Genomic DNA, 23,497 nt, shown 5'->3' on the forward strand with positions numbered 1-23,497 from the left:
TGTCTTAATTTCATCACAAGAAACTACAGGGATCAACGGTAAATGATGCTCTGTCAGGATTTTTTCATACAAATATAGAGGTAAATTCATGTTTGAGTCACTGCTAGAGACCGTTTGGTTGGTCCCTTGCTATGCTTTATTAGGAGGTATTTTAGCCTTACCTTGGTCGCCGGGAATTATTCGTCGTACAGGATCAAGACCGGCAGGTTACGTCAATTTAATTATGACGTTCTTCTCTCTTTTGCATTCTGTCTTGGCATTTACCGCTACCTGGAATCATCCAGCAAAAGAAGTATTGATACCTTGGTTATCCACAGTTGGATTAGATCTAACTATTAATTTAGAACTGTCTTCTATTAGTGTTGGTGCATTAATTATCATTACCGGTTTAAATTTCCTTGCCCAAGTATATGCTGTGGGCTACATGGAAAGGGACTGGGGTTGGGGAAGGTTTTATTCTTTATTAGGATTATTTGAAGCTGGTTTGTGTGCATTAGCTTTATGTAATAACCTGTTTTTCAGTTATGCAATTCTAGAAATTCTTACCCTGGGAACTTATCTATTAGTGGGTTTATGGTTTAGTCAACCTCTGGTTGTGACTGGTGCGCGAGATGCATTTTTAACCAAACGGGTTGGTGACTTATTCTTGCTAATGGGAGTTTTGGGACTATGGACTTTAGCCGGAACTTGGGATTATCAAGACTTAACAATATGGGCGCAAACGGCAAAAGTAGACCCGACAATTATTACCTTAGTTTGTTTAGCTTTAATTGCTGGGCCAATGGGTAAATGCGCCCAATTTCCTTTGCATTTGTGGTTAGATGAAGCGATGGAAGGGCCTATTCCTAGTACCATTTTGCGGAACTCAGTGGTAGTAGCTAGTGGTGCATGGGTATTGATTAAATTGCAACCTGTGTTGAGTTTATCCCCTGTGGCTTCTTCCGCAATGGTAGGTATTGGTGCGGTGACAGCTATTGGAGGTTCATTAATAGCGATCGCTCAAATTGACATCAAACGCTGTTTATCTTATTCTGTCAGTGCTTACATGGGATTAGTATTTATCGCCGTAGGCACACAACAAGACGAAGCCGCATTATTGTTAGTCCTCACTCATGCTTTATCTGCTGCACTTTTAGTCATGAGTACTGGAAGCATCATCTTAAACAATATCACCCAAGATGTTACCCAACTCGGTGGTTTATGGTCACGTCGTCCCATTTCTGGTTTAGCATTTATTGTAGGTACATTGGGATTAATTGGGTTCCCACCTTTAGGCAGTTTTTGGGCATTAGTAAAATTAGCTGATGGGTTATGGGAAACTCAACCTTGGTTAGTCGGAATTATTATTGCTGTCAATGGCTTAACTGCTTTTAGTTTAACTAGAGAATTCGGTTTAATTTTTGGTGGTAAAGCCAAACAAATGAGTGAACGTTCCCCCGAAGTTATCTGGTTGATGGTTTTACCAATGATGGTTTTATTCGGCTTTGTTTTACATCTGCCTTTAGTGTTACAAAGTTTATCTTTGTTACCTAATTGGGCAATCTTGAATAAAGATGTAGTACTGCTTTTAATTTGGTCGAGTATCTTTGGATGCAGTATTGGTGGTGTCATTTATTTAGGTAACATAGCCAAACCAATACGCTTGCCCTGGCAAGGTTTACAAAATTTACTAGCTTACGACTTTTATACACCCAAACTTTACAAAGTAACTATAATTTTTGGAGTTGCTCAACTTTCCAAATTTGCCGATATGCTTGATCGCTTCGTAGTTGATGGTATCGTCAATTTTGTGGGTTTATTTTCCCTGTTGGGTGGCGAAGGTTTAAAATACAGCACTAATGGACAAACTCAATTTTATGCCTTCACAATTTTGTTAGGAGTTAGCATTTTAGGTGCATGGATGACATGGCCATTCTGGAGGTTTCAGTTCATTGATTTAATTTTTTAAATCTCTATGTCTTAGATGTCTCTAAACATCTAGAATAAGAAAAACCTCTTGACAATTGTGAGAACAAATCAATGAGCAGCAAACAGCAAAAAAACTATCTTTCTCGCCGAAATTTACTCCAACTAGGTACAGGTGTAATTGGTGCAGGAGTTGCTTTAAGTGTAGCTTCCAATGTAGTTACGCCTGAAGTAGCCACCGCTCAAAATATTACTACCCCTGACGAAGCACTCAAAGCATTACTGGATGGTAATAATAGATTTGCCAACAGAAAACGTCGCTATGGAAACCAAAGTTATTCACGCTTATTAGAAGTTGCAAAAGGTCAAAAACCTTTTGCTTCTATCCTTGGTTGTGCAGATTCTAGAGTGCCATCAGAAATTATTTTTGACCAAGGATTAGGTGATTTATTTGTCTGTCGTGTTGCTGGTAATATTGCTATTCCAGAAGGAATTGGTAGTTTAGAATATGGCAGCTTAGTATTAGGTGCAAAAGTCATTCTTGTACTGGGACATGAAAGATGTGGTGCTGTAACTGCTACTCTTAAAGGTGAAGAAGTACCAGGGCAAATTGGTAAATTAATAGAAGCGATTAAACCCGGAGTAGAAAAATCTAAAGGACAACCAGGAGATAAATTAGAGAATGCCAGCAAAGCTAATATTCTGGTACAAATTGAGAACTTGAAAACATCACAAGTTCTATCTGAATTAATCAATGCCAATAAACTCAAAATAGTTGGCGGTTACTACGACTTAGACACTGGTATAGTCAGCTTAGTTAGTTAGTTTTCTTGAATAAATTGAGAAGAGGTTTTTTCATATAACAGAATCACCTCTTACCAATCACCTCTTACCAATCACCAATTACCAATTACCAATTACCAATTACCAATTACCAATTATGCTAAGTGTTTTAATTTGGGTGCCAATTATTGGCGCGGCAATTATCGGATTTTCACCAGATACGGTTATTTCTAAAACGAAAACTAGACTAGTATCTTTAACCCTGGCGTTTTTAGTTCTACTGTGGAATATTTTCATTCTGCTGAAATTTGATATTAACAATCCAGGAATGCAGTTTCAAGAATATCTACCTTGGAATGAAACTTTGGGTTTGAGTTATCACTTAGGAGTTGATGGATTATCAATACTAATGTTGGTATTAAATAGCTTATTAACTTGGATATCTATTTACAGCAGTAGTCAAGATACCGAACGCCCCCGACTTTTTTACTCAATGGTTTTATTAGTTAGTGGTGGTGTTGCAGGTGCATTTTTAGCCCAAAACTTACTACTTTTCTTCCTGTTCTATGAACTTGAATTAATCCCCTTTTATTTATTAATTTCTATTTGGGGAGGGGAAAAACGAGCCTATGCAGGGATGAAATTTCTGATTTATACGGCAGTTTCCGGGGCGTTAATTCTGGCGACATTTTTGGGCATAGTATGGTTAAGTGGTTCTCATAGTTTTGCCTTAAATGCAGTTTCTACCCAGAACATTTCTGCTGGAATGCAATTGTTATTGTTAATAGGAATAATTTTAGGTTTTGGCATCAAAATTCCCTTAATTCCTTTCCATACCTGGCTACCTGATGCTTACGTTGAAGCTTCTGCACCTATTGCCATTTTATTAGGTGGAGTATTAGCAAAATTAGGAACTTATGGACTATTACGGTTTGGGTTTGGTTTATTTCCCCAAGCTTGGAATATGGTTGCACCAACATTAGCCATTTGGGGTGCTATCACTGCAATTTATGGGTCAGTAATAGCGATCGCGCAAAAAGACATCAAACGCATGGTAGCATATAGTTCCATCGGACACATGGGTTATATTCTCCTAGCAGCAGCCTCCAGTACCAACCTAGCTTTAGTTGGTGCAGTGGCGCAAATGTTCAGTCACGGAATTATTCTCGCTATCCTCTTTCATTTAGTCGGAGTTATTGAAACTAAAGTTGGTACAAGAGAATTAGATAAACTCAACGGACTAATGAGTCCCATACGCGGTTTACCTCTCATCAGTGCCTTACTAGTTCTTGGTGGCATGGCCAGCGCAGGTATTCCTGGTTTAACAGGCTTTATTGCTGAATTTATCGTTTTCCAAGGCAGTTTTGCTACCTTCCCTCTACCGACATTACTATGCGTAGCTTCCTCCGGTTTAACTGCGGTTTACTTCGTTATTCTTCTCAATCGTACCTGTTTTGGCAGACTCAACAACGACTTAGCCTATTATCCTAGAGTTATTTGGGCAGAAAAAATACCCGCATTAATATTAGCCTCCCTTATTGTTTTTTTAGGAATACAACCCACCTGGTTAGTGCGTTGGAGTGAAACTACAACTACAGCAATGGTAGCTGCTATTCCTACCCCTGAAAAAACCGTAATTTCACAAGTGGTATTGAAGTAATTTAAGAATGAGTTTACCTTGTTCCCATACAGGTTATAGACTATGGAAACGTGCCAAAATCCTGAAAACCTATTTATCTCGTAACGATCTTATTGGCTTTCAACCCTATATTTTGTAAATTGGCGGAGGTATTGATCATTTCTAAGTCTTTGATAACAAATAAGGAAATCACAGATAGTGGCGAAATTTCACTACAAATTATTTCTTTCTCTCTTCACAACAATTTCTCTGACTACTTTGGGTGCAGTGGTAATCATGCCACGTACTGTTGAATCTCAGAAAAATCCTGCTAGTAATGGAGCAAGCACATCCAAAGCAACCGCAAAACTTCAGCAGTTCCTCAATTCTCAAAACTGGAGTGCTGCCGACAAAGAAACCCGTCGTCTCTTGTTACCTGAACAAGACCCGTTTGCAGCTAACGCTGCTACTATACCCCTAGATTTGATTCAAGAGATTGATCGAGCCTGGTTAGTAGCTAGTAGCGGACGGTTTGGACTCAGTGTCCAAGCAAAGATTTGGCAAAAAATCATAGCAGCTCATCCCAAAAATTCCGAAACTGCCGTCAATACCTTTCGCGATCGCGTCGGTTGGAAACTCCAAGCTCCTCGCACTGAAAATGATTATATCAGCAGCGACTGGCTGAATGAATCCGAACTCAATTATTCACTGCAAGCTCCTCTCGGACACTTACCTTGGGCTGGTGTTTCGGACGCAGTTGTACAGTCGGTTGCAGTTCCTCCCCCTGAACAACACTGTGGTAGCTGTAGCATAGATGCAATGTCCCTGCGGAATGAGCGATTTTATACATATCTACCCCAACTTTTTGCACGGGTTAAAGTGGCATTAAAGTAATTTAAGAAGGAGTTTATCTCGTTCCTATTCTCTGACTAGAGATTCCCTTTTCACGCCTTAAAAATTTCTCAAACTTTAAACCAAAATTTACAAAATAGTCCTACTTCTTAAGTTAACCAAAATGGTACAAATATCCGATAAACCAACCACAGTACTACCTCCATCAAACCACGAATTTGCAGAAGTAATTCATCGTCTCGAAGCTGGTGGTTCCATGCTGCCAGATACGCCGGAAAACTTAATGCAAATCATCGGTATTTATAAAGCTTACGCCGTACCGATGGACTTCTATTGGCGAGACTTGCTTTATATTGCCGAAAGAGTATTTTTAAATCCTCTTCCAGCCTTTAAATACTTCTTACCTCAAGAATATTTAGACCTGCATAACCATTATGCAGGTGATGATGCTGATTTAAGAATTTGGCGTGGTGTCGCTACAGCACATCCTGAACTTTTGGCATTTATGGAAAAAGGCGAAACTCGCAAAATGCCAAAAATCCTGCATCATTTATTCCATGATAGAATCAACATGGAATTTGCAGAAGCTTGTATGCAGGCAATGTTGTGGCATCGTCAAATGTATGCCCCTGTTAACCAATTTGATGCTTATTTAGATTCGGAAGAATATAAAGCTAATGCTGATAAAGCCATTAAAGCCTACTTCAAAAAAAATCCGGCCATGTTGGGACTTTATAAACTGTTTCCAGATATGTTTTTGGAACAGTGTCGAATGATGTCCTATTACTCCAACTTAGGACTTTTTTGGGAAGTGATGGCACCGGTATTTTTTGAAATGTCGGATATTTACGATGAAGGCGGTTTTAAAGGTGTTCCCGATGCCATGAATTTCTTGATTAATGGTATCTTTGCCATTGCCGGTCGTCCCATTTATCATCATCTTTATGTTGATGGTGAATGTTATGAGATTATCCCTAAATCTAAAGGTTTTACTTGGTTATATGAAGCCGCTTTACCTTATGTAGAAGCTGTGTTTTACCGAACTGCACCATTTAGAGGGACAAAATCATATAATGCCCAAGCAAAACAAGTCCCAGATGACCAAAAAGATTTTCATTATGGCATTCTTTATGCTGATGTTTTCCCTGTAGGAACTGCGGGTATTCCTCCCACATTATTAATGCAGGATATGTTGCATTTTCTCCCTGAATATCTTGTTGATTATTATAAAAAACATTGTCGGGGTGAAGATGATATCTTGATTCAGTTGGGTGTGACTTTCCAACGTTCAATGTATAATGTTACGTCTGCGGTAATTCAAGCTTTAAGAACTGCGCTTTTATATCCACTAGATGATCCAAATCCCAAGCATTTACAGGCAAATCGTGAGTTTTTTGAAATGCAGTTAAATCGCTTCACTCGTGCTGATTATGGTATGCGTGATGCGGCGAAGTTGCGAAGTATTCAAAGTCAGGATTATAGATGATCATCCTAACCCCCCTTAAGAAGGGGGCTTTCAGGGGAAACGCATCTAAATTTTATTGACAAAATACCGTTTTAATGTATAAACCAATAAATCCCAATTTATCGTTTGATTGATTTTTTTATGGTCATAGTGATGGATTAAATTATTGTCAATAAGTGGTTATTAATGCGAATATTGTGGTCATTATTGAGATTTAATCGTCCTTATTGATAAGATGCGTTTCCCCTGGCTTCCCAGCGCAAATATCTTGAATAACAGCAGGAGAAAGATTAACTTGTTTAGCTAATTGTTCAACAGCAATATTATCATTTTCCATTATAGATATTAAGAATTCAGATAGTAAAAATTCCTCATATCCTGATTCAAATTTTGCTTGAAAATCAGAGTTTTGCATCATCCGATCAATTGTTCACTCTTCTTCATAATATATTCCTTCCTCGTTACGTTGAATAAAATCATTCATAATGTTAATTTGTTGATTTTTTTTTGCATCAACCTAAACTAACATTTTATAAAAAATAAACTAAGAAACTAACCAATTTTCTAACTGTAAATCATTAACCCTAGTTAAATCAGAATCGTGAGAAACTAAAATTAAATTATGAATAATCGCAGTAGCAGCAATCAAAATATCTGCATCTTGAATTATTTTACCTCTATTAGTTAAATCAGCATGAATTTCCGATGCCTTCTGAAATATTCTCAGATCATCTAAGAACAAAATCGGATAATCTTGACAAAATTGTGCAAACAAAGCTAATTTTTTAGTAGCATTGCTTCTCAAAATTCCCCTTTGAACTTCATAATAAGTTACTCCGCTAATCAAAATGTCTATTTCTAAACTACCTACTTCTTCTAGTTTTAAGTTGATAGTGACATTCTGTTTGAGTGAAGCTGAAACAATATTCGTATCTAGTAAATAACCCATTTACCCACCACGTTTTACAGATTCATCAAAAAGTCTCATTTGCTCTGGAGTAAAATCATTTAGCATTCCTGATACTAAATGCAAAGACAAAATTCTTTTAATACGTTTCCTTAATTCTTCCTCAGAAATACTATTCACATCAACAACTTTTCCGGGATCAAAGGTATTTTTCATAACTTCAATCATTTTCTGTCCATCTAAATTTTCTTGATAAAGATGATTATTGTCAATCAAATTGTTGACAATTTCTGTTAATTTTTGATAATTTGATTGCTGGTTAATACCTTGAGTCATGATTTCATCTCCTAACAATAAAGGAATTGTTTTACAATTCTAATTCATAATTATAGCATTTTATAAAATCAAGCACCCTGATTTAGACTCCTGTTCACGTAGCGTGGCCTAAGCCACTTCTGAGAACAAAATTATGTTATCAACTCAAAAGAATGAACTTCTAAAACAGAACCTATCATTGCCGTTGTCATGATATCTTCGCGCACTTTTCCTGTGATTTTGGCTGTTTGTCCTGACTTGAGTAAGTTTTTATCAGTGCTTTTGGGAATTTCATAAGTAACGCCTTCATCTGTAACAAATGCCCAAGCGCCAAGTCCAATATTGCGACGTTCAATTTTTCCTGTTACTGTAATAGTCATAATTAGGAATTTGTAATCGGTTGACTGGTAATAGGTAATAGGAAAAAATCTTTCCCATTACCTAATTATTTAAGCTGTTTGTTTTTCGTCTTTTAATGCTAAACGCACGAGTCCGTAACAAAGTAAAGCATTAACAATAAGGAAAATACGGGCTATGTTACCATCTCCTAATCCCCAAACAGCGGGATCATAAATGGCGCTAATTGTTAAACAAGCTGCTACTCCCAGACTAGAACCAATGGCAAACCATTTCCAATTGGGATGTCCTAATAGTAATACTATCAAAACAATGGGAATTAGGACGCTGGCAAAGAGAGGATTTAAAGCGCCTGTTCCTTGTAAGCTGTTACCTAGTTCGGGAATGGAACTACCCAAAACTCGGAAAGGCCATTGGGGAAGGTCGAAGATATACAATCCTTTGAGGAAGAATAAGCCAGAACTACCAAATATTAAGCCACTGGATAAAGACCAACTCCAAGCGAAGGGGAAGTAAACCCGTAGAAACCAAGCAAGGAGATAGGAACCTACTACCATTAATATTTTAGGTAATAGTGCGATCGCACCACCATCTATCCAAAAACCAGGGTTGATATAGCCGTTATCCCGCAACCACCGGAAGAAATCGGGAAAACTAATTTGTCCTTCGCTGGCTAATTTTACTGCTGCTTCAGCGTTGAGTTGTCCAGCACCATAATAGTTCAAACCATCATCTTGAATAACTCTGGCTGACTGTTGTAGGACTTTTAAAATTTGATCTGGTTCTTTAACTCCCTCAGCTTTAATTAATGCTGCTACACCCGCAACGTGGGGAGAAGCCATACTTGTACCTTGGAGTCCCAAAAATACGCCTTCACCATTTTCGTTGATGGTTTCTTGGAGAATTGTCCCAGTTTCACTACCACCAGGGGCAGATATATCGACACCAGCACCATAGTTAGAATAGGATGCTTTTTCTCCGTCTGGGCCAATGGCAGAAACGCCGATAACATGGAGATAACGGGCTGGATAACTAGCGCCATCAGTACTTTCATTTCCTGCGGCGGCAATAATAACTACACCTTTTTTATAGGCGTATTCAATTGCATCTTCCATGAGTTGGCTTGCACCACCACCACCTAAGCTCATATTAATCACATCTGCACCATTATCGGCAGCAAATTTGATGGCTTCGGCGATGTCTGCAACTGTTCCACTCCCGGACGCACTTAACACTTTTAAGGGCATGAGACTGGCTTCGTAGGCGACTCCAGCGACACCATATTGATTGTTAGTGGATTGGGCGACTGTACCGGCGACATGGGTTCCATGTCCGTTATCGTCTTTGGCTTGTTCTTTGTCGTTAACAAAGTCGTAGCCTTTGACAAATTTTGTCTCAGCTAAGTCGCGTACCTGAGTAATGCCGGTGTCAATGACGGCTACTGTAATTCCGCTACCTTTAGTCCGAGTCCAAGCGCCTTCTACACCAATTTTATGCAGGTTCCACTGCTTGCTGTAATATTGGTCATTGGGACCAACTAATGAAGGATTGGTATTTTGATTATCGTCTGGGAGTCCTGCTAAACCAGCAATTTTCCCTTCGGGAACTGTCCTGTAAATGTAATTTGGCTCGATGAATTCTGTAACTTTAGCATAAGGAGATTTTCGTAATTCTTTGAGCCTGGTGCGATCGCCTTTGATAATATACACATTGTCAGCCGCTGAATATTTATTATCCAGTTGGGGTGTAACATTGTATTGTTGTGCGATCGCTTGCAAATCTTTCTGAATGACAGTTTCTGCAATATCTTCCCGAAAATCCAGCAAAATTGTCTCAAAGTCACCTTTAGCTGCTAGTCCCTGAAAATTCAGAAACCCAAACACAGCCGCAGTTAGACCGATGACAAATAAGCACAATAATATAAATTTTTTCATCACCGCTTCTTGTCAGTTTGCTCACTACGATAACTCATCTCATGGTATTTTTGGGAAAATAGAGACTAGAAAAAATTAAGAATTACGAATTATGGAACGTGGTCTTTTATGGTTGCCTTTATTAGTGGCATTTTTCTGGTTAGCATGGCAAGGTTCACAGGAATTTAAGAAACTTGAAGCTTATCGAATCTGGGCAGAACAGTTTGAACGAGCTAAATATGATATCTATGCAGTATTAGCTCAAAAAGGTAATGATATCACTTGGGGAAAACCTACAACTAAAGGACCAATTGCATTAGAAACTTTTTCTTTATTGAATGTTCAAGAAATCCGCTTTTTGGTAAATGGTAATTCGGCAGATATAGAAAATCCACCCCAAAAAGGTCGAAAAATTGAATTAGAGTTTTTATTGACTGCCGATAAATCAATTCGCGTGCCGTTTACAGAAATTCCCTTAGCAGCAGAATGGGGTAAATTTTTACAGAAGACATTGAAGAATTTGCAACCAGGAAACATTGCATAAAGGAGTCAGTAGAAATGTCAATTTGTAATTTACCCAAACCACTTAGACTTATTTTTGAAGGGAATCAGTGTGTCTCATGTTCGGATTTAGAAATAATTCAGCTTGAACAACAACAAGGTATTATTCTGCCCAGCACTTACAAAGACTTTCTGAAGATGATGGGGAATGGAGCAGGTAAGTTTCTGCGTGGTTCAGATTGTTTCTACCAGCATTTACCACAAATTCAAGAATGGGCTAAACAACTTTTAGTAGAAAATGATTTTCCTCAAGCTTTACCAGAGGATGCTTTTGTATTTTTCATGCACCAGGGCTATCAGTTTAGCTTTTTCAGGCTTTCAGAAGGTGATAACCCACCAACTTACTCATATTGTGAAGGGCAGAAAGAGCCTTATTTTGTTAAAATCCATGATCAGTTTAGTGACTTTCTAGCAGTGGAAATCGAGCTTTATTTGGAGTATTCGATGCTTCTAGCGAGTTAGAGACTTCCAAGTAAAAAAATACCCAAAAGTTTCTTGTGGTGCAAACCATTTTGCTAATTTGGGCTTACTGAAAATATGAGGCTACAAAATATAAGAAAAGTCAGAAGTTTAAATTGAAGATTTAGAGGATGTTTGACGAATAGGAATTTCAATCACAAACTCTGATCCTTTTTCAGGAGAAGAAATACATTTTAATGAACCGTTATGTTGTTCATTAATAATCTGATAGCTGATATATAAACCTAATCCTGTACCTTTACCAACTGGTTTTGTCGTGTAGAAAGGATCAAATACTTTTTGTTGTATTTCTGCTGACATTCCCAAACCATTATCAGCAATGCGAATAGTGATATAATCAGAATTAGATACATGAGTAGAAATGTGAATTTTGGGTTCGGGAATGGGTAATATAGCGTTTTGAATTCCTATTCCTTCCAAAGCATCTATAGCATTAATTAAAATATTCATAAATACTTGATTGAGTTGTCCTGGGAAACACTCAATTAATGGCAAATCACTATATTCTTTAATGACTTGAATTCTGGAAATATGCGGCTGATTATTTAACCGATGTTTCAAAAGCATCAATGCGCTATTAATACCGTCATGAATATTAGTAGGCTTTAACTCAGCTTGATCAAGATGGGAAAATGTCCGCAGACAATCAACAATTTGCTGAATACGTTCTGTACCAATTGTCATAGAAGAGATGAGATTTGGTAAGTCTTCTTGCAAAAAATCTAGTTCTATAAGTTTGGCTTGCTCATGGATTTCATTAACTGGATGTGGATAATTAATCTGATAAAGTTCTAATAATTTTAATAAATCTTGGGTATATTTATCCGCATGAATAAGGTTGCCAAAAATAAAGTTAGCCGGATTATTAATTTCATGGGCAACTCCTGCTACTAATTGACCTAAAGAAGACATCTTTTCACTTTGAATAAGTTGAGATTGGGTGTATTGTAGTTTTTGTAAAGTAGCTTCTAATTCTAATGTTTGCTGTCTAAGTTGAGTTTCTGATTCTCGTAATTCTTCCTCGGCTCGATGACGATCAGTAATATCTCGACTTACACCTAGCATAGCAAAAATTTCTCCTTTACTATTACGTAAAGGTATTTTATGTGTATCTAAAATATATAAATTACCATCATAACCAGGTACAGGATCATAAGGATTATGAATTGTTTCACCGGATAGAACCAGTTTATCGTCTGTGCGAAACCCACGAATTTTTTTATCAGGATTGCCAAATACTATTTCTTCGGAAACACCGATTTCTAAATCATTTTTACCAATAATTTCTTCAATTGTGTGACCAAGAGAAGTAGCTACGGTTACATTAACTAGAAGATAACGATAATTTTGATCTTTGACAAATATCCAATCAAGGGTTTCCTCCATGATCATTTTAAGTAGTGAAGATTGTTCTTCCGTATCTTGTAAATCTTTTTCTAATACGGCCTTGGCTTGTTTACATTCTTCTAGCTCTTGTTGTAATTGATGATGATGTTCTAATATTTTCTCAAGTTCAGCAACACGTTGACGTAAAAATGCAATTTCCTCATCTGGAGATTGATTGGACATAAAACAGTAATATATATGTATTTTAATATTTAGAATCTATCATAATGACAACAAACACAACTTTCACTCCTGTTGCTTTAACTATTGCCGGTTCGGATAGTGGTGGTGGTGCAGGAATTCAAAGTGATTTAAGAACTTTTGCTTTTCATTGTGTTCATGGTACAAGTGCTATTACTTGCATTACAGCCCAAAATACTCTCGGTGTGTTACGGGTTGATGCAATGCCTTCAGAGGCTGTGGTGGCGCAAATTCAGGCGGTAGTTGCAGATATTGGTGTCCAAGCTGCGAAAACGGGAATGTTACTTAACCAGGAAATTATCTCGGCTGTAGCCCAGCAAGTAAAAGTTTGCGAAATTAATAACTTAGTAGTTGATCCAGTCATGGTATCACGCACAGGGGCGCAGTTGATTGATGATGATGCTGTGCAAATTCTCAGTCATGAACTTATTCCTCAAGCGGTTATAATTACACCAAATCGTTATGAAGCACAGATTTTAAGCGGGGTACAGATTGATTCCCTAGAAGATATGCAGGTTGCCGCCCAAATCATCCATCAAAAATTAGGAAATAAGGCTGTTTTGGTTAAAGGTGGGGGAATGTCTGGAAATTTGCGAGGGGTGGATATTTGGTTTGACGGGGAAAAGTTGGAGACTTTAACGACGCAACAGGTAGAGACAAAAAACACTCATGGTACTGGTTGTACTCTATCAGCTGCGATCGCTGCTAATCTAGCTTTAGGCAAAGATTTATGGACAGCAGTCCAACACGCAAAAGAATATGTAACAACTGCACTCACCTACTCTCTTGATATTGGTAAAGGACAAGGGCCTGTAGGACACTTTTTCCCGTTGTTGCAAAAAAGCGACGTTTAGAAATAGACTCAAACTTAAACAATTACCATCAAAGAGTTTTTGGATTATAGTCTCCGGGATACCTTTACGCTGATAGTATATTTTGTTAATCTAAAGTCCTTATTTTTATATAATATTCCCAATGCGAACAACTACAGGTCATGTTCACCGTCAACCACCTACTCCCAGTTATTCCCCCTCTGTACCCCTTCATGTGTACCGGGAATTAGCAACGGAGTTACAAGCAATACAATCAAAGTTAGATGTAGTTACTACCCACAATCAAAAGTTAAGCCAAGAAAATCAACTTCTGCGTCAAGAAATTACTAAAGTTATTCAGGCTTTTAATCACCTGCAAAATTTGGTTGAATCTTCTAATATACCTATTGCTGAACCAAAGCCACGTATTAATACTGAACTAAAACAGGTAAGTCAGCCCCCAGTTACAGCTGCACCTCCACGTCAACAGGCTTCTCGTCCTCGTCCACCCGCAGTTACAAAAGTTCCACCTAGCAAAAGCCGACGAGAGGAGTTTTCTGTACCTATCATGGATATGAATTTTCCGGTATCAGAAACAGTGTTTGTTGAAGAACAAGAGGTACACTATTATCCCACTCCAGAGTCAGAGTTGAAAGGGCTTAATGGTTGGTGGTTAATCATGACGATTGTGTTGATGATGATCACTGGTTTTGGTGCTGGGTATTTGATTGTGCGTCCTTTGTTGCAAAACCAGAATAATTCCTAATTACTCACAACTCAGCACTCACAACTCAGCACTCATAACTCACAACTCACAACTCACAACTCAGCACTCACAACTCATAACTCAGCACTCATAACTCACAACTCATAACTCATAACTCATAACTCATAACTCACAACTCACAACCCAGCACTCGGTACTCAGCACTCGGTACTCACAACTCAGTACTACCTACTAACCTTCAACCGCTTAAACATCGCTTCTCTTCCTTGCATTGCCAAGGTATCATCTAAAGGTGAAAGTTTGATTTCTTGTTGATATTTTAACCGCAAGGCTGTTTGAATTAACCAGTCTGCAACAAAGGGATTTTTCGGTAGTAATGGCCCGTGAGAATATGTAGCGATCGCATTTTGATAAAAAGCACCTTCTGTGCCATCTTCACCATTATTACCTAAACCGTATACCACACGCCCCAAAGCTTCCACTTTCCCTAATTTGGTGCGTCCACCGTGATTTTCAAAGCCGACTAGATAAGGTTTTGTCCCTGTCATTGCTTCGAGTTCTTGGGCTAGGCGTGATGCTGTAACTTCTATAACTAAATTACCTATGCAGCGTTTAGTATTTTCACCAGGGTGAATGGAAACTAAATCGAGTATTCCTAAACCTTCAATTCTTTTCCCAAAGGCTGGTTCATAATAATTTCCCAGCAGTTGGGGAGAACCACAGGTAAAAACTCCCGGTGTGCCATTTTCAATTTTTTCCCGCATTGCGTCAGCTTTTGCACCTTGCAAGTCGCGCATAACGATCTCTTGCTGACGGTCTTGTGCGCCTCCACCGACGATCACATCTACTGATTTTATATCATTTGCAGTGGAGTTTTGGTCAAGGGGTAAAACGGTCACATCATAGTCCCGCCATTGGATGCGGCGTTCTATAGTTATAACATTTCCGCGATCGCCATAGGTACTCATTAATTTAGGATATAGCCAACCAATAATAATTTCCATCTGTGCAGAACTCATAAATCCTCACTCTAGCAATTCCAATTAATTTGCGTTCAATGTTAGCTTATTTTTGATATTGCTGATTTAAAGTCAGGGAATTGTTGATTTTTATACTCCAATTCAGCAACACCTTATTTGTTCTATTTGCCATAATTTCTAGATATTTTGTATTTTATGTAACAGTTTTATTATCACCTTATGTCCATAATTTTAAGGATATAGGCAAAAAATTTTACTGCTTCTGTTGAGATTACAGAAGTAATCGGGTTTATTTCCCAACCAAATACATCAATATATGGATTGTAAAACTGCAACTTTGGTCTACCAAACGGAAAATCATCTAGAAAAAATCCAGGAGATTTTTCCAGAAGCTTGGAAGTTTTTAGAAGAACAAGCTTTTGCTTATGTTCAAGGTAAAGCACATGAATTTGATTCTGCAATTAAAAATTTAGTTGGAGAACCCAAGTTTAAGTTTAGAATGGTTCACCGAGATGATCAAGACCAATTAACAAAAGATATAGGTGAATTATTAGGTGATATCACCTCCCGATTATTGCTAGAAAAGCATTTTTCAGAAGTTGTTGGCAAGCCTATTTTCTTTAGTACAATTTGTTGTAGTAGTCATCTTACTACTGACCATGAATTGAGTTTAGAAGAAGTTTTACCTTTACAACGTGCTGCGGTAAAATTGCAATAACTCAACCCCAACCTCAGAACATAATTTAAATGTGGTTGACGATATTTCCTTAAGAGAATGTTTTAGAAGTTTAAAGTTGTATCAAGATCCCTCCTAACCCCTTTTTAATAGGGGAATAAACTTCTCAAAGTCCTCCTTTTAAGGAGGATTTAGGAGAATCTAAAGTTTCTCATACATCAGCCGAAAACTTTTAAAACATCCTCTTGGAGTATTCCCAGGAAAAAAAATTACCAATTACCAACCCCAACAAATTAAAATGGCGTTTTTGTCTGTAAATGAATAGTTTCATCTAAATGGGGATGATAAAAACTCAGTTCTCTCGCGTGCAGATATAGTCTACAGGCATCAATATTACAACCATACAAGCGATCGCCCAAAATAGCTATACCCAATCCTCGCAGATCAGCAGCATGAACCCTTAATTGATGGGTACGTCCTGTCAGAGGGATAAATTCTACACGGGTATAGTCACCTGCTTTTCCCATAACTCGGAAGCGCGTTAAGCTAGGTTTACCCCGTTCTAAATCAACTTTCTGATAAAAACTCTGTTCAGGATTTTTCCATAATGGTAAATCAATAACACCTTCTGCTATAGCGAGGGAACCTGCAAGTATAGCTTCATAAACTTTATTAATTTGCCGGTTTTCAAATTGTTTACTTAGTTGAGAATAGGTAAATAAATTCTTAGCTAATAACAAAATACCAGAAGTATCTTGATCTAAACGATGTACCGTCATCAATTCCATATCATACAAATTCCTCAATCGGCTCAAAACACTATCTTGGTTATAAGAATAACGTCCAGGTACAGATAACAACCCTGGTGATTTATTCACAGCAATCAACCATTTATCTTCATAAATAACCCATTCACCAATAGAGTTAATAACTTCTTCTTTTTTGATTGAAAATTGAGGAATAGAATTAGATTTGCCTGATAATAAAAACCCCATTAATGGCTGACATCTTTCTGCACAAGCACCATAAAATTGTCCCTGAATTTTATCTTGTACTGAAGACTTACCCCACCAAAATTCAGCCATTGCCAGGGGTTTTAGTCCATGAGTTGCAGCATAATGCAACAACTTAGGAGCGCAACAATCTCCTGTACCTGTAGGTATTCTTCCTAGTAGTAATTGCTGTAAAGATAGGGATTTTCCATGAAAATTAGTTAAGCTATAAACAGCGTGCATCTGTGTTTGTAATTGCCGAGATAATTCTTTTCGTTGTTGTTTTAGTTCCCTAATTCTGTCATCTGCAACATTTATAACCTGCTGAAATGGTTGCAAAACTTCATTTTGATGACGTTTGAAGTATTTTCGCTCAATCCCATGTTGACGGCTTTCTGCTTCCAGTTCTTCAAGAACTTCTCTTGTCAATTTGTCACCGCATTGCTGACGTTTTTCCTGTCGTTGTTTTTTACTTTGGCTATGTTGGCAACTCATTATTTCTAACTGCTGTTTAAACTCAGTCAATAATGTTTCATATTGTTCTCGTTCTGGAAGGTGTTGCAGATGAATTATTTCTTGTTTAATTGCTTCTAACTCAGCTAAAGTATTGGCTTCTGCTAGTGCAATTTCTTCACGTCCCGGAATAGGTGGAACCCAACCCTCATGCACACTACAACCATGTAATAAACCGGAAAAGGCTTTAATTACCCCTTGTTCACCATTAGATAATTCAACTAGTAATATCCCATACATTTTACCTTCAGAGAAATAAAGGTGATTTTGCTGAAGTTGCTGCATTAAACCCTCAGCTATAGCTTCAGCTAAAGGGGTGCGAGGTAGTCTCAGCAGTTCCCCAGTTTGAGGACATTTCCCTTCGTAATAATAGCTGGGAGGTGTGGAGAGAATTGTGGAATTAGAGTTAATAAAATCTGACAGGGGGTGGATTAATTTCATAGAAACTTTCAGCTTTATTTTTAAATCATAAATAAATTAGACATCTCCAAAAATTAAATATGCGTGATCTGAAACCCCTGTAGAGACGTTCCATGGAATGTCTCTACATTACCGGAGATATCTATTATATATAATTCTATAATTCCCATTTATAGCAATTAATAATTCTGCTTAATTGGCAACTCAATAATAAATTCTGTTCCCTTCCCAGATTTAGTAATACATCGCAAATTACCTTTATGCTTTGCAGTCACAATTTGATAGCTGATTGATAAACCAAGTCCTGTTCCTTTACCAACTGCTTTTGTTGTGAAAAAAGGATCAAATATCCGATTACGACTTGCTTCAGGAATTCCCATACCGTTGTCTGTGATATGAATAGCAATACGATCTTTTTTGATAACTTTTGTTTGAATATGAATTTTTTTATAGTTAGTATTTTGTTCTTGAATATAATGTGGATTATTATACTCTTCCAAAGCATCAATTGCATTACTTAATATATTCATAAATACCTGATTTAGCTGACCTGCATAACATTCAATTAATGGCAAATCACTATAGTCTTTAATAATTTCAATTTCAGCAGATTCTGGTGTTGCTTTAGTTCTATGCTGGAGGATCAATAGAGTGTTATTAATACCTTCATGGATATTTACTTCTTTCATTTCAGCTTCGTCTAGTCGAGAGAAATTCCTCAACGATACAACAATTTCACGAATTCTTTTAGTTCCTATTTCCAGAGAAGAAATTAGTTTAGTAGAATCTTGAAGAATAAAGCGTAAATCTATGTCTTCAATATAATATTGAATCTCATCAACTGGTTGAGGATAATATTTTTGATATAAATATATTAATTCGATTAAGTTTTGCAAATATTCATGAAATGGCTGAATATTTCCATGTATAAAGTTTATTGGATTATTAATTTCATGAGCTACACCAGCTACTAACTGTCCTAAACTTGACATTTTCTCAGTTTGAATTAATTGAATTTGAGTTTGCTGAAGTTTTTTTAGTGTTTGTTCAAGTTCTTCGGCTTTTTGTGTTAACTGTAGCTGAGATTTTTTGAGCTCAATTTCTGTATTACGTCTATCAATAATTTCATTTTCTAGATCCTGATTAACTTGAAAAAGCTCAGATGTTCTTTCGGTAACTCTAGATTCTAGCGACTGATAAAAATTACTTAATTTCAACGTCATTTGATTAAAATCATTCGCTAATTGTTCGATTTCATCATTAGTTTGAATATCTAAATGATAACTTAAGTTTCCTGCACTAATTTTTGCTACTCCAATTTGAAGTTGATGAAGTGAGCGAATAACTGGAATTATTATAATAATAAATTGGGCTAAGAATACTAACAATATACTCAAAATGCCAGCGAATATAAAGTTAGCATTAATTGTCCTGATCTTTACAACTTTTTTACTTGCTATATCATCCTGTTTTTGAGCATTTTGAGAAATGATATTTAAATAAAAATCAATATCTTGTATATAAGATTTAATTGCTTGTACATCCTCCTGCGATATTACTAAAGTATTTATATTGCCATCTAGCTCATTTACTAAACGCGTCAAAAAATCATGACGACGACGTACAACCAATAACTCTGATGTTTTGTTAATCAATAGTTCTAACTTATCAAGATCAATTATAAAATTAGACCTGATTCGCTGATATTCCATCATGCTTGTAGCGTTGTGGTCTAAAACTACAAAATCTTTGAGTATGAGAGCTTGATCTTTGAGAGATTTTTCTAGACCATCAGTAATAGTAAGTGCCTGTGCCGTTTTTTTATGAGTTTTTTCCGCAGCTATTTCAGCTTGATATAAATAATAAGCACCACCACCTGTTAAACAGATCAGCCCAGCAAATATTATCGAAGATCCCAGAAATCGTTGCCAAATTTTCATACTGCTGATTGAACTTAAGTTCAATTTGGTAGAGCTATTTATTAGTTGTTTCATGCTTTGTAACTCCCTAATTGGTTCACAGTTCATATTCTCTAGAAGGATATGAATTATGGTTTTTCAACCTGAAACTGCAACAATATATGCTGGAGCATCAATGTGTGCTTGTTTCAGAGCATAGATTTATTTATGCTTATAATTACCTATTGTCTTAAAATAAGAACATTATCCGGGAAATTATGCACGATGTACACTTTTAATCAAAGTAATATCACTAGGCTTTGCTCTTTCGTTACCTGGATGCAAATTTTGGTTGCTTGCTAATTAAGCTTAAATATATTTAAAGTCTTCACTACTTGTCAAATACTGCTCTACTCTTAAAGGTCTGCGTAGCGTCTCCTGAATTCTACTGTATGTAGTTTATAAATTGGTTTTTCGGCTTTGCTGAATTGAAGTATGAAAATCAAAAATTCCATCTCTTAAACTCTTCCTCTCTGGGATTCTGCGCCTCTGCGTGAGAAAAATTCATACCTTTATTCACTAATGCCGGTTTTTCTAATAAAAAAATATGCAATTTTTCATAAAATTAAATAAAATAGAGTTACAAATAATAACTCCGATCTCTTTAAAAATCGAAGTTATTATTTTTTATATCGTTATTTTAGACTAGTGAGTAGATAAAACTTCACTATCATTAATATCAGATTGGGGAAGAGCGTGAGGACTCTTAAACGTGAGTTGAGCATTTGTTTGTTGACAAACAACCATTGTTTTGACGTGTTCCATTTCATCGTCACGAATGGCCACAAAGACATCATAAAGATTATCAACTTTTGGACGGCGTGTTTCTGGTGAGTTAGCAGTTTGAAACTCATCAAACATATACAAATCACCATCACGATAGTAGCTAATTGCTACTGCTGGGGCAGGTTTTAATTTCAATTCGGCTTCGTTTTCTGTCAAGAATTTTTGGTAACTTTCATAAGCATGATTTTCTACCAATTCCATGAAATTATAAGCAGAACTAGGAGAGACAATATAGAGCGCAACTATAATCCAGTAATAAATTAGTGCGGTTGTTCTTGCTAATATGCGATCGCCCCAAAATTGTGAACCTCCCAAAGATTCCATGATCAACAGGTGATGCAACTCATTCCAGGATTCGGCAAAATGCACTTTTAGCCAATCGGCTTTCCGCCAAATTCCCAGTGTTTCGTAGAGGTGCAGAACAGAGAGATAGGAAAAATAAGGGACTCGTGCAACGGTTTCCAGGACATAGAAGCGAGGATAAGGGCGATCGCGATAAACCGTATTAATAACAAAAACAAGTATTCCCACAAGCAACTTAATCATTGTCAATCTCCATTAAATATCAATTTCTGAGGTATTGCTCGAACTTTCAGCTTCTTTCTAACACCTCCAACCTTAAACAAAAAATTTGAGGATCTTGTGAGTATCACTGAGTAAAATATAAATAAATTGTATAATTCTTTATTAAGATAGCCCACAGAAGATATATCTCTGACTTCTCAAATAGTATTACTGCTGTATACTAGCTACGTGTAGCGTTTGATTAAATTTAGGGTCATGAATAACGATTTACTGGCTTTTTTCGCAGGTGCGGGTTTACTGATTGCCTATCTCATCTTCTCTGCCTTAACGGAAATGGGTACTAAACTACCTGGGAAAAAATAACTTATGACTGCTTCACATTTCTCAACTCATGAAGTTGCACAAAAGAGTTATGAATAATTTAAAATGAGTTTAAGTAGCTATTTTTGGGAATGGTATCAAATGCGAGATCCACAGAAAAACCATATTAAAATTGATCCAGCCACCCTGGTTTTGATTGCTTCTACTTTGATACTCATACCCCTGCTGCTTGCTGGTTTTTTAGGACAATAAGCTAGAGATGTTTTCATCTATAAAATAGCATCCTTGTCAAGGATAAACTAGCTATGGTTTCTGTTAAACATCAACTTACACTACAAGAATTCTTTGCTCTTCCAGAAGAGGATATTACCTACGAATTAATTAACGGCCAAGCCAAACCCAAAATATCACCAAAAAGATTTCACTCACGATTAACTATTGCGTTGTGTCTGCTCCTTACTCAATGGGCGCAAAATCAAGGTGAGGTTGGGATAGAATGGGCAGTGACTTTAAAACGTGATGGTCGAGATTGGGTTCCTGTTCCAGACTTACTTTATATCTCTTATTCGCGTTTTTCGAGTGATGTAATTGAGAATGAAGCTTGTCCTATTCCCCCAGATTTGGCGATTGAAATTATATCACCTGACCAATCTTTTGGAGAAATGAGTGCAAAAGCTACAGATTATCTTGATGCTGGTGTCATGAGAGTTTGGGTTGTAGATGCAAAAGCTAAAACTGTGACTATTTTCTATCCTGATGCACGCCCGCAAACAAAAAGAGGTACAAATAGTTTAGAAGATGCTCTTTTTCCAGGATTGGAAATTACACCTCAACAAATTTTTCAACAAGCGGGAATCCCTTAAATGTCAGAATCAGGATTTACAATTGAGTTTTTTAGTAAAATAAACTGATATAGTTGAAAAGGAAATTTTTTATGTCATCTCCAGCAATTACCACTGTAATTCAAATGATGGAATCTTTATCTGAAGATGTACAAGACAAAGTTGTAGAACATCTTCGAGAATACCTGGAAGATTTACAAGATGAATTAAAATGGGATAATTCATTTAAAAAAACTCAACAAACATTGATTGCATCTGCTCAACGTGCTAAAAGAGATATAGCAGAAGGACTTGCAAAGCCAATGGACTACGACAAATTATGAAGTCCGCAACTCTTCCTTCTTTTTGGCATGAATATCAGTCTCTTGACAAGCAAGTTAGACAAAGCGCGAGAAAAGCTTATCGGTTATGGAGAGAAAATCATTTTCATCCATCTTTACATTTCAAATGTATAAATAATCAGGAAAATATTTGGTCTGTCAGAATAACTCGCAATTATCGAGCAATTGGGGTTTTGGATGGTGATACAGTTACATGGTTCTGGATTGGTAGTCATGACGATTATGAGAGTTTTTTTTCATAGTCAGAATCAGGATTTTATGGCTTACGGCACACTAAGTGTGGCTTGCTTCCAGTAGGGTACGCTATCAAGATTAAAGGACGAACAGGATTTTGTATAAAAAACTATTTTGTCCAATTCCAGATTCTGAATGTTAGTTGTTTTTCTTCATCCTGCAAATCCTTAAATCCTGTAAATCCTGATTCAGACAGTTATATTTTACAGCTTACAAGTCTAGATATAAGACACAAAAATTAATCAATAAAAACACTAAGCCGCGTATCTAATAATCTCTAATTTTGCTCCATTATTAATAGCTAATTCTGCTTTTTCTAAGACCTGTTCGGTAACTGTATCGCTTAAATAATATTCACCACAGTTATCACAAATTTCTGCTGGAACTTTTTTCAAGACAATAATACATTCATCTCTTTCTAATGTCACAATTACTAAAACTGGCTTGGTTTCTCCATGCTTACAAATTACGCATTTCATCATCTTAGTCTCCTAGTTGTAAACCCATCTAACCAAATATTAGCATCAGGAATATAAGCCGTTACTACATATCCTGTATCTGTAGCTTCATCATAGGAAAATACAACATGAATTGGTTTACCTTCTATAAAATCCAATATTAAATAAC

General features: G+C 36.8%; 26 protein-coding genes. 14 read left to right on the plus strand and 12 right to left on the minus strand.

All coding sequences use genetic code 11. The features are described from left to right. The first annotated feature begins 88 nt into the window (after nt 1-88). The 5 genes from VB713_RS05800 to VB713_RS05820 all read left to right on the plus strand — a co-directional run bounded on the left by VB713_RS05800 (nt 89) and on the right by VB713_RS05820 (nt 6,644). Nucleotides 89-1,948 (plus strand): NAD(P)H-quinone oxidoreductase subunit F, encoded by a 1,860-nt coding sequence (locus tag VB713_RS05800; RefSeq protein WP_323310629.1) that lies wholly within the window; start codon nt 89-91, stop codon nt 1,946-1,948. 71 nt (nt 1,949-2,019) lie between these two features. Next, a complete protein-coding gene (locus VB713_RS05805) occupies nt 2,020-2,730 on the plus strand; it encodes a carbonic anhydrase (RefSeq protein WP_323310630.1) in 711 nt (236 codons plus the stop codon). A gap of 115 nt (nt 2,731-2,845) precedes the next feature. After that, nucleotides 2,846-4,348, plus strand: a complete 1,503-nt coding sequence (locus tag VB713_RS05810; RefSeq protein ID WP_323310631.1) for an NADH-quinone oxidoreductase subunit M — start codon at nt 2,846-2,848, stop codon at nt 4,346-4,348. 177 nt (nt 4,349-4,525) lie between these two features. Continuing rightward, nucleotides 4,526-5,200 (plus strand): GUN4 domain-containing protein, encoded by a 675-nt coding sequence (locus VB713_RS05815; RefSeq protein ID WP_323310632.1) that lies wholly within the window; start codon nt 4,526-4,528, stop codon nt 5,198-5,200. A gap of 121 nt (nt 5,201-5,321) precedes the next feature. Then, a complete protein-coding gene (locus tag VB713_RS05820) occupies nt 5,322-6,644 on the plus strand; it encodes a CO2 hydration protein (protein ID WP_323310633.1) in 1,323 nt (440 codons plus the stop codon). Nucleotides 6,645-6,837: 193 nt separating this feature from the next. Here VB713_RS05820 and VB713_RS05825 read toward each other — a convergent pair whose 3' ends face one another. The 5 genes from VB713_RS05825 to VB713_RS05845 all read right to left on the minus strand — a co-directional run bounded on the left by VB713_RS05825 (nt 6,838) and on the right by VB713_RS05845 (nt 10,136). Next, a complete protein-coding gene (locus VB713_RS05825) occupies nt 6,838-7,041 on the minus strand; it encodes a hypothetical protein (RefSeq protein ID WP_323310634.1) in 204 nt (67 codons plus the stop codon). Nucleotides 7,042-7,167: 126 nt separating this feature from the next. Beyond that, nucleotides 7,168-7,572: a PIN domain-containing protein gene (locus VB713_RS05830; protein WP_323310635.1), complete on the minus strand. Its 405-nt coding sequence runs from the start codon at nt 7,570-7,572 to the stop codon at nt 7,168-7,170. Further along, on the minus strand, nt 7,573-7,866 hold the full coding sequence (locus VB713_RS05835) for a hypothetical protein (RefSeq protein WP_323310636.1): 294 nt from the start codon (nt 7,864-7,866) through the stop codon (nt 7,573-7,575). A gap of 131 nt (nt 7,867-7,997) precedes the next feature. After that, the gene (locus VB713_RS05840; RefSeq protein ID WP_323310637.1) at nt 7,998-8,225 is read right to left on the minus strand and encodes a hypothetical protein; all 228 of its coding nucleotides are present in this window, start codon (nt 8,223-8,225) and stop codon (nt 7,998-8,000) included. Nucleotides 8,226-8,294: 69 nt separating this feature from the next. Further along, on the minus strand, nt 8,295-10,136 hold the full coding sequence (locus tag VB713_RS05845; RefSeq protein WP_323310638.1) for a S8 family peptidase: 1,842 nt from the start codon (nt 10,134-10,136) through the stop codon (nt 8,295-8,297). 91 nt (nt 10,137-10,227) lie between these two features. Between VB713_RS05845 and VB713_RS05850 the strand changes: the two genes are divergently transcribed. Then, the gene (locus VB713_RS05850) at nt 10,228-10,659 is read left to right on the plus strand and encodes a hypothetical protein (protein WP_323310639.1); all 432 of its coding nucleotides are present in this window, start codon (nt 10,228-10,230) and stop codon (nt 10,657-10,659) included. A 14-nt stretch (nt 10,660-10,673) separates the two neighbouring features. Further along, nucleotides 10,674-11,138, plus strand: a complete 465-nt coding sequence (locus VB713_RS05855) for an SMI1/KNR4 family protein (protein ID WP_323310640.1) — start codon at nt 10,674-10,676, stop codon at nt 11,136-11,138. A gap of 108 nt (nt 11,139-11,246) precedes the next feature. Here VB713_RS05855 and VB713_RS05860 read toward each other — a convergent pair whose 3' ends face one another. Further along, nucleotides 11,247-12,725, minus strand: a complete 1,479-nt coding sequence (locus tag VB713_RS05860; protein WP_323310641.1) for a PAS domain-containing sensor histidine kinase — start codon at nt 12,723-12,725, stop codon at nt 11,247-11,249. A 44-nt stretch (nt 12,726-12,769) separates the two neighbouring features. On the opposite strand from VB713_RS05860, the gene thiD reads away from it, so the two are divergent. Both thiD and VB713_RS05870 read left to right on the plus strand, forming a co-directional pair. Then, nucleotides 12,770-13,597: a bifunctional hydroxymethylpyrimidine kinase/phosphomethylpyrimidine kinase gene (gene thiD / locus VB713_RS05865; RefSeq protein ID WP_323310642.1), complete on the plus strand. Its 828-nt coding sequence runs from the start codon at nt 12,770-12,772 to the stop codon at nt 13,595-13,597. Between the two features lie 121 nt (nt 13,598-13,718). Continuing rightward, nucleotides 13,719-14,321, plus strand: a complete 603-nt coding sequence (locus VB713_RS05870) for a hypothetical protein (RefSeq protein WP_323310643.1) — start codon at nt 13,719-13,721, stop codon at nt 14,319-14,321. A gap of 185 nt (nt 14,322-14,506) precedes the next feature. On the opposite strand, the gene VB713_RS05875 is transcribed toward VB713_RS05870, so the two are convergent. Continuing rightward, nucleotides 14,507-15,301, minus strand: a complete 795-nt coding sequence (locus VB713_RS05875; RefSeq protein WP_323310644.1) for a type 1 glutamine amidotransferase — start codon at nt 15,299-15,301, stop codon at nt 14,507-14,509. Between the two features lie 277 nt (nt 15,302-15,578). On the opposite strand from VB713_RS05875, the gene VB713_RS05880 reads away from it, so the two are divergent. Then, the gene (locus VB713_RS05880) at nt 15,579-15,980 is read left to right on the plus strand and encodes a hypothetical protein (RefSeq protein ID WP_323310645.1); all 402 of its coding nucleotides are present in this window, start codon (nt 15,579-15,581) and stop codon (nt 15,978-15,980) included. A 251-nt stretch (nt 15,981-16,231) separates the two neighbouring features. Here VB713_RS05880 and VB713_RS05885 read toward each other — a convergent pair whose 3' ends face one another. The 3 genes from VB713_RS05885 to VB713_RS05895 form a co-directional block, all read right to left on the minus strand. Further along, nucleotides 16,232-17,884, minus strand: a complete 1,653-nt coding sequence (locus tag VB713_RS05885; RefSeq protein WP_323310646.1) for an RluA family pseudouridine synthase — start codon at nt 17,882-17,884, stop codon at nt 16,232-16,234. Nucleotides 17,885-18,042: 158 nt separating this feature from the next. Beyond that, the gene (locus VB713_RS05890; RefSeq protein WP_323310647.1) at nt 18,043-19,857 is read right to left on the minus strand and encodes an ATP-binding protein; all 1,815 of its coding nucleotides are present in this window, start codon (nt 19,855-19,857) and stop codon (nt 18,043-18,045) included. 609 nt (nt 19,858-20,466) lie between these two features. After that, nucleotides 20,467-21,153 (minus strand): alternative oxidase, encoded by a 687-nt coding sequence (locus tag VB713_RS05895; RefSeq protein ID WP_323310648.1) that lies wholly within the window; start codon nt 21,151-21,153, stop codon nt 20,467-20,469. 405 nt (nt 21,154-21,558) lie between these two features. On the opposite strand from VB713_RS05895, the gene VB713_RS05900 reads away from it, so the two are divergent. From VB713_RS05900 to VB713_RS05915, 4 genes are all read left to right on the plus strand, one after another. Further along, a complete protein-coding gene (locus VB713_RS05900; RefSeq protein ID WP_323310649.1) occupies nt 21,559-21,705 on the plus strand; it encodes a hypothetical protein in 147 nt (48 codons plus the stop codon). A 53-nt stretch (nt 21,706-21,758) separates the two neighbouring features. Beyond that, nucleotides 21,759-22,316: a Uma2 family endonuclease gene (locus VB713_RS05905; protein ID WP_323310650.1), complete on the plus strand. Its 558-nt coding sequence runs from the start codon at nt 21,759-21,761 to the stop codon at nt 22,314-22,316. A 71-nt stretch (nt 22,317-22,387) separates the two neighbouring features. After that, nucleotides 22,388-22,618 (plus strand): hypothetical protein, encoded by a 231-nt coding sequence (locus tag VB713_RS05910; RefSeq protein WP_323310651.1) that lies wholly within the window; start codon nt 22,388-22,390, stop codon nt 22,616-22,618. Next, nucleotides 22,615-22,878, plus strand: a complete 264-nt coding sequence (locus VB713_RS05915; protein ID WP_323310652.1) for a hypothetical protein — start codon at nt 22,615-22,617, stop codon at nt 22,876-22,878. The genes VB713_RS05910 and VB713_RS05915 overlap by 4 nt, the downstream gene beginning before the upstream one ends. A 246-nt stretch (nt 22,879-23,124) precedes the next feature. On the opposite strand, the gene VB713_RS05920 is transcribed toward VB713_RS05915, so the two are convergent. Both VB713_RS05920 and VB713_RS05925 read right to left on the minus strand, forming a co-directional pair. Beyond that, the gene (locus tag VB713_RS05920; protein ID WP_323310653.1) at nt 23,125-23,352 is read right to left on the minus strand and encodes a type II toxin-antitoxin system MqsA family antitoxin; all 228 of its coding nucleotides are present in this window, start codon (nt 23,350-23,352) and stop codon (nt 23,125-23,127) included. Further along, on the minus strand, nt 23,349-23,486 hold the full coding sequence (locus VB713_RS05925; RefSeq protein WP_323310654.1) for a hypothetical protein: 138 nt from the start codon (nt 23,484-23,486) through the stop codon (nt 23,349-23,351). Before VB713_RS05925 ends, VB713_RS05920 begins: the two co-directional genes overlap by 4 nt. Nucleotides 23,487-23,497: the final 11 nt, after the last annotated feature.

This window comes from Anabaena cylindrica UHCC 0172 (genome assembly GCF_034931625.1).
Classification (GTDB): Bacteria; Cyanobacteriota; Cyanobacteriia; order Cyanobacteriales; family Nostocaceae; genus Anabaena; species Anabaena cylindrica_A.

Bases quoted from the DNA above. Each gene is read 5' to 3' on its own strand.
- VB713_RS05800 (WP_323310629.1), top strand. From the start codon at position 89: ATGTTTGAGTCACTGCTAGAGACCGTTTGGTTGGTCCCTTGCTATGCT.
- VB713_RS05875 (WP_323310644.1), bottom strand. From the start codon at position 15,301: ATGAGTTCTGCACAGATGGAAATTATTATTGGTTGGCTATATCCTAAA.
- VB713_RS05850 (WP_323310639.1), top strand. From the start codon at position 10,228: ATGGAACGTGGTCTTTTATGGTTGCCTTTATTAGTGGCATTTTTCTGG.
- VB713_RS05855 (WP_323310640.1), top strand. From the start codon at position 10,674: ATGTCAATTTGTAATTTACCCAAACCACTTAGACTTATTTTTGAAGGG.
- VB713_RS05895 (WP_323310648.1), bottom strand. From the start codon at position 21,153: ATGATTAAGTTGCTTGTGGGAATACTTGTTTTTGTTATTAATACGGTT.
- VB713_RS05905 (WP_323310650.1), top strand. From the start codon at position 21,759: ATGGTTTCTGTTAAACATCAACTTACACTACAAGAATTCTTTGCTCTT.
- VB713_RS05870 (WP_323310643.1), top strand. From the start codon at position 13,719: ATGCGAACAACTACAGGTCATGTTCACCGTCAACCACCTACTCCCAGT.
- VB713_RS05880 (WP_323310645.1), top strand. From the start codon at position 15,579: ATGGATTGTAAAACTGCAACTTTGGTCTACCAAACGGAAAATCATCTA.
- VB713_RS05825 (WP_323310634.1), bottom strand. From the start codon at position 7,041: ATGATGCAAAACTCTGATTTTCAAGCAAAATTTGAATCAGGATATGAG.
- VB713_RS05920 (WP_323310653.1), bottom strand. From the start codon at position 23,352: ATGATGAAATGCGTAATTTGTAAGCATGGAGAAACCAAGCCAGTTTTA.
- VB713_RS05910 (WP_323310651.1), top strand. From the start codon at position 22,388: ATGTCATCTCCAGCAATTACCACTGTAATTCAAATGATGGAATCTTTA.
- VB713_RS05845 (WP_323310638.1), bottom strand. From the start codon at position 10,136: ATGAAAAAATTTATATTATTGTGCTTATTTGTCATCGGTCTAACTGCG.
- VB713_RS05830 (WP_323310635.1), bottom strand. From the start codon at position 7,572: ATGGGTTATTTACTAGATACGAATATTGTTTCAGCTTCACTCAAACAG.
- VB713_RS05840 (WP_323310637.1), bottom strand. From the start codon at position 8,225: ATGACTATTACAGTAACAGGAAAAATTGAACGTCGCAATATTGGACTT.
- VB713_RS05835 (WP_323310636.1), bottom strand. From the start codon at position 7,866: ATGACTCAAGGTATTAACCAGCAATCAAATTATCAAAAATTAACAGAA.
- VB713_RS05885 (WP_323310646.1), bottom strand. From the start codon at position 17,884: ATGAAATTAATCCACCCCCTGTCAGATTTTATTAACTCTAATTCCACA.
- VB713_RS05810 (WP_323310631.1), top strand. From the start codon at position 2,846: ATGCTAAGTGTTTTAATTTGGGTGCCAATTATTGGCGCGGCAATTATC.
- VB713_RS05890 (WP_323310647.1), bottom strand. From the start codon at position 19,857: ATGAAACAACTAATAAATAGCTCTACCAAATTGAACTTAAGTTCAATC.
- VB713_RS05860 (WP_323310641.1), bottom strand. From the start codon at position 12,725: ATGTCCAATCAATCTCCAGATGAGGAAATTGCATTTTTACGTCAACGT.
- VB713_RS05900 (WP_323310649.1), top strand. From the start codon at position 21,559: ATGAGTTTAAGTAGCTATTTTTGGGAATGGTATCAAATGCGAGATCCA.
- VB713_RS05915 (WP_323310652.1), top strand. From the start codon at position 22,615: ATGAAGTCCGCAACTCTTCCTTCTTTTTGGCATGAATATCAGTCTCTT.
- VB713_RS05805 (WP_323310630.1), top strand. From the start codon at position 2,020: ATGAGCAGCAAACAGCAAAAAAACTATCTTTCTCGCCGAAATTTACTC.
- VB713_RS05820 (WP_323310633.1), top strand. From the start codon at position 5,322: ATGGTACAAATATCCGATAAACCAACCACAGTACTACCTCCATCAAAC.
- thiD (WP_323310642.1), top strand. From the start codon at position 12,770: ATGACAACAAACACAACTTTCACTCCTGTTGCTTTAACTATTGCCGGT.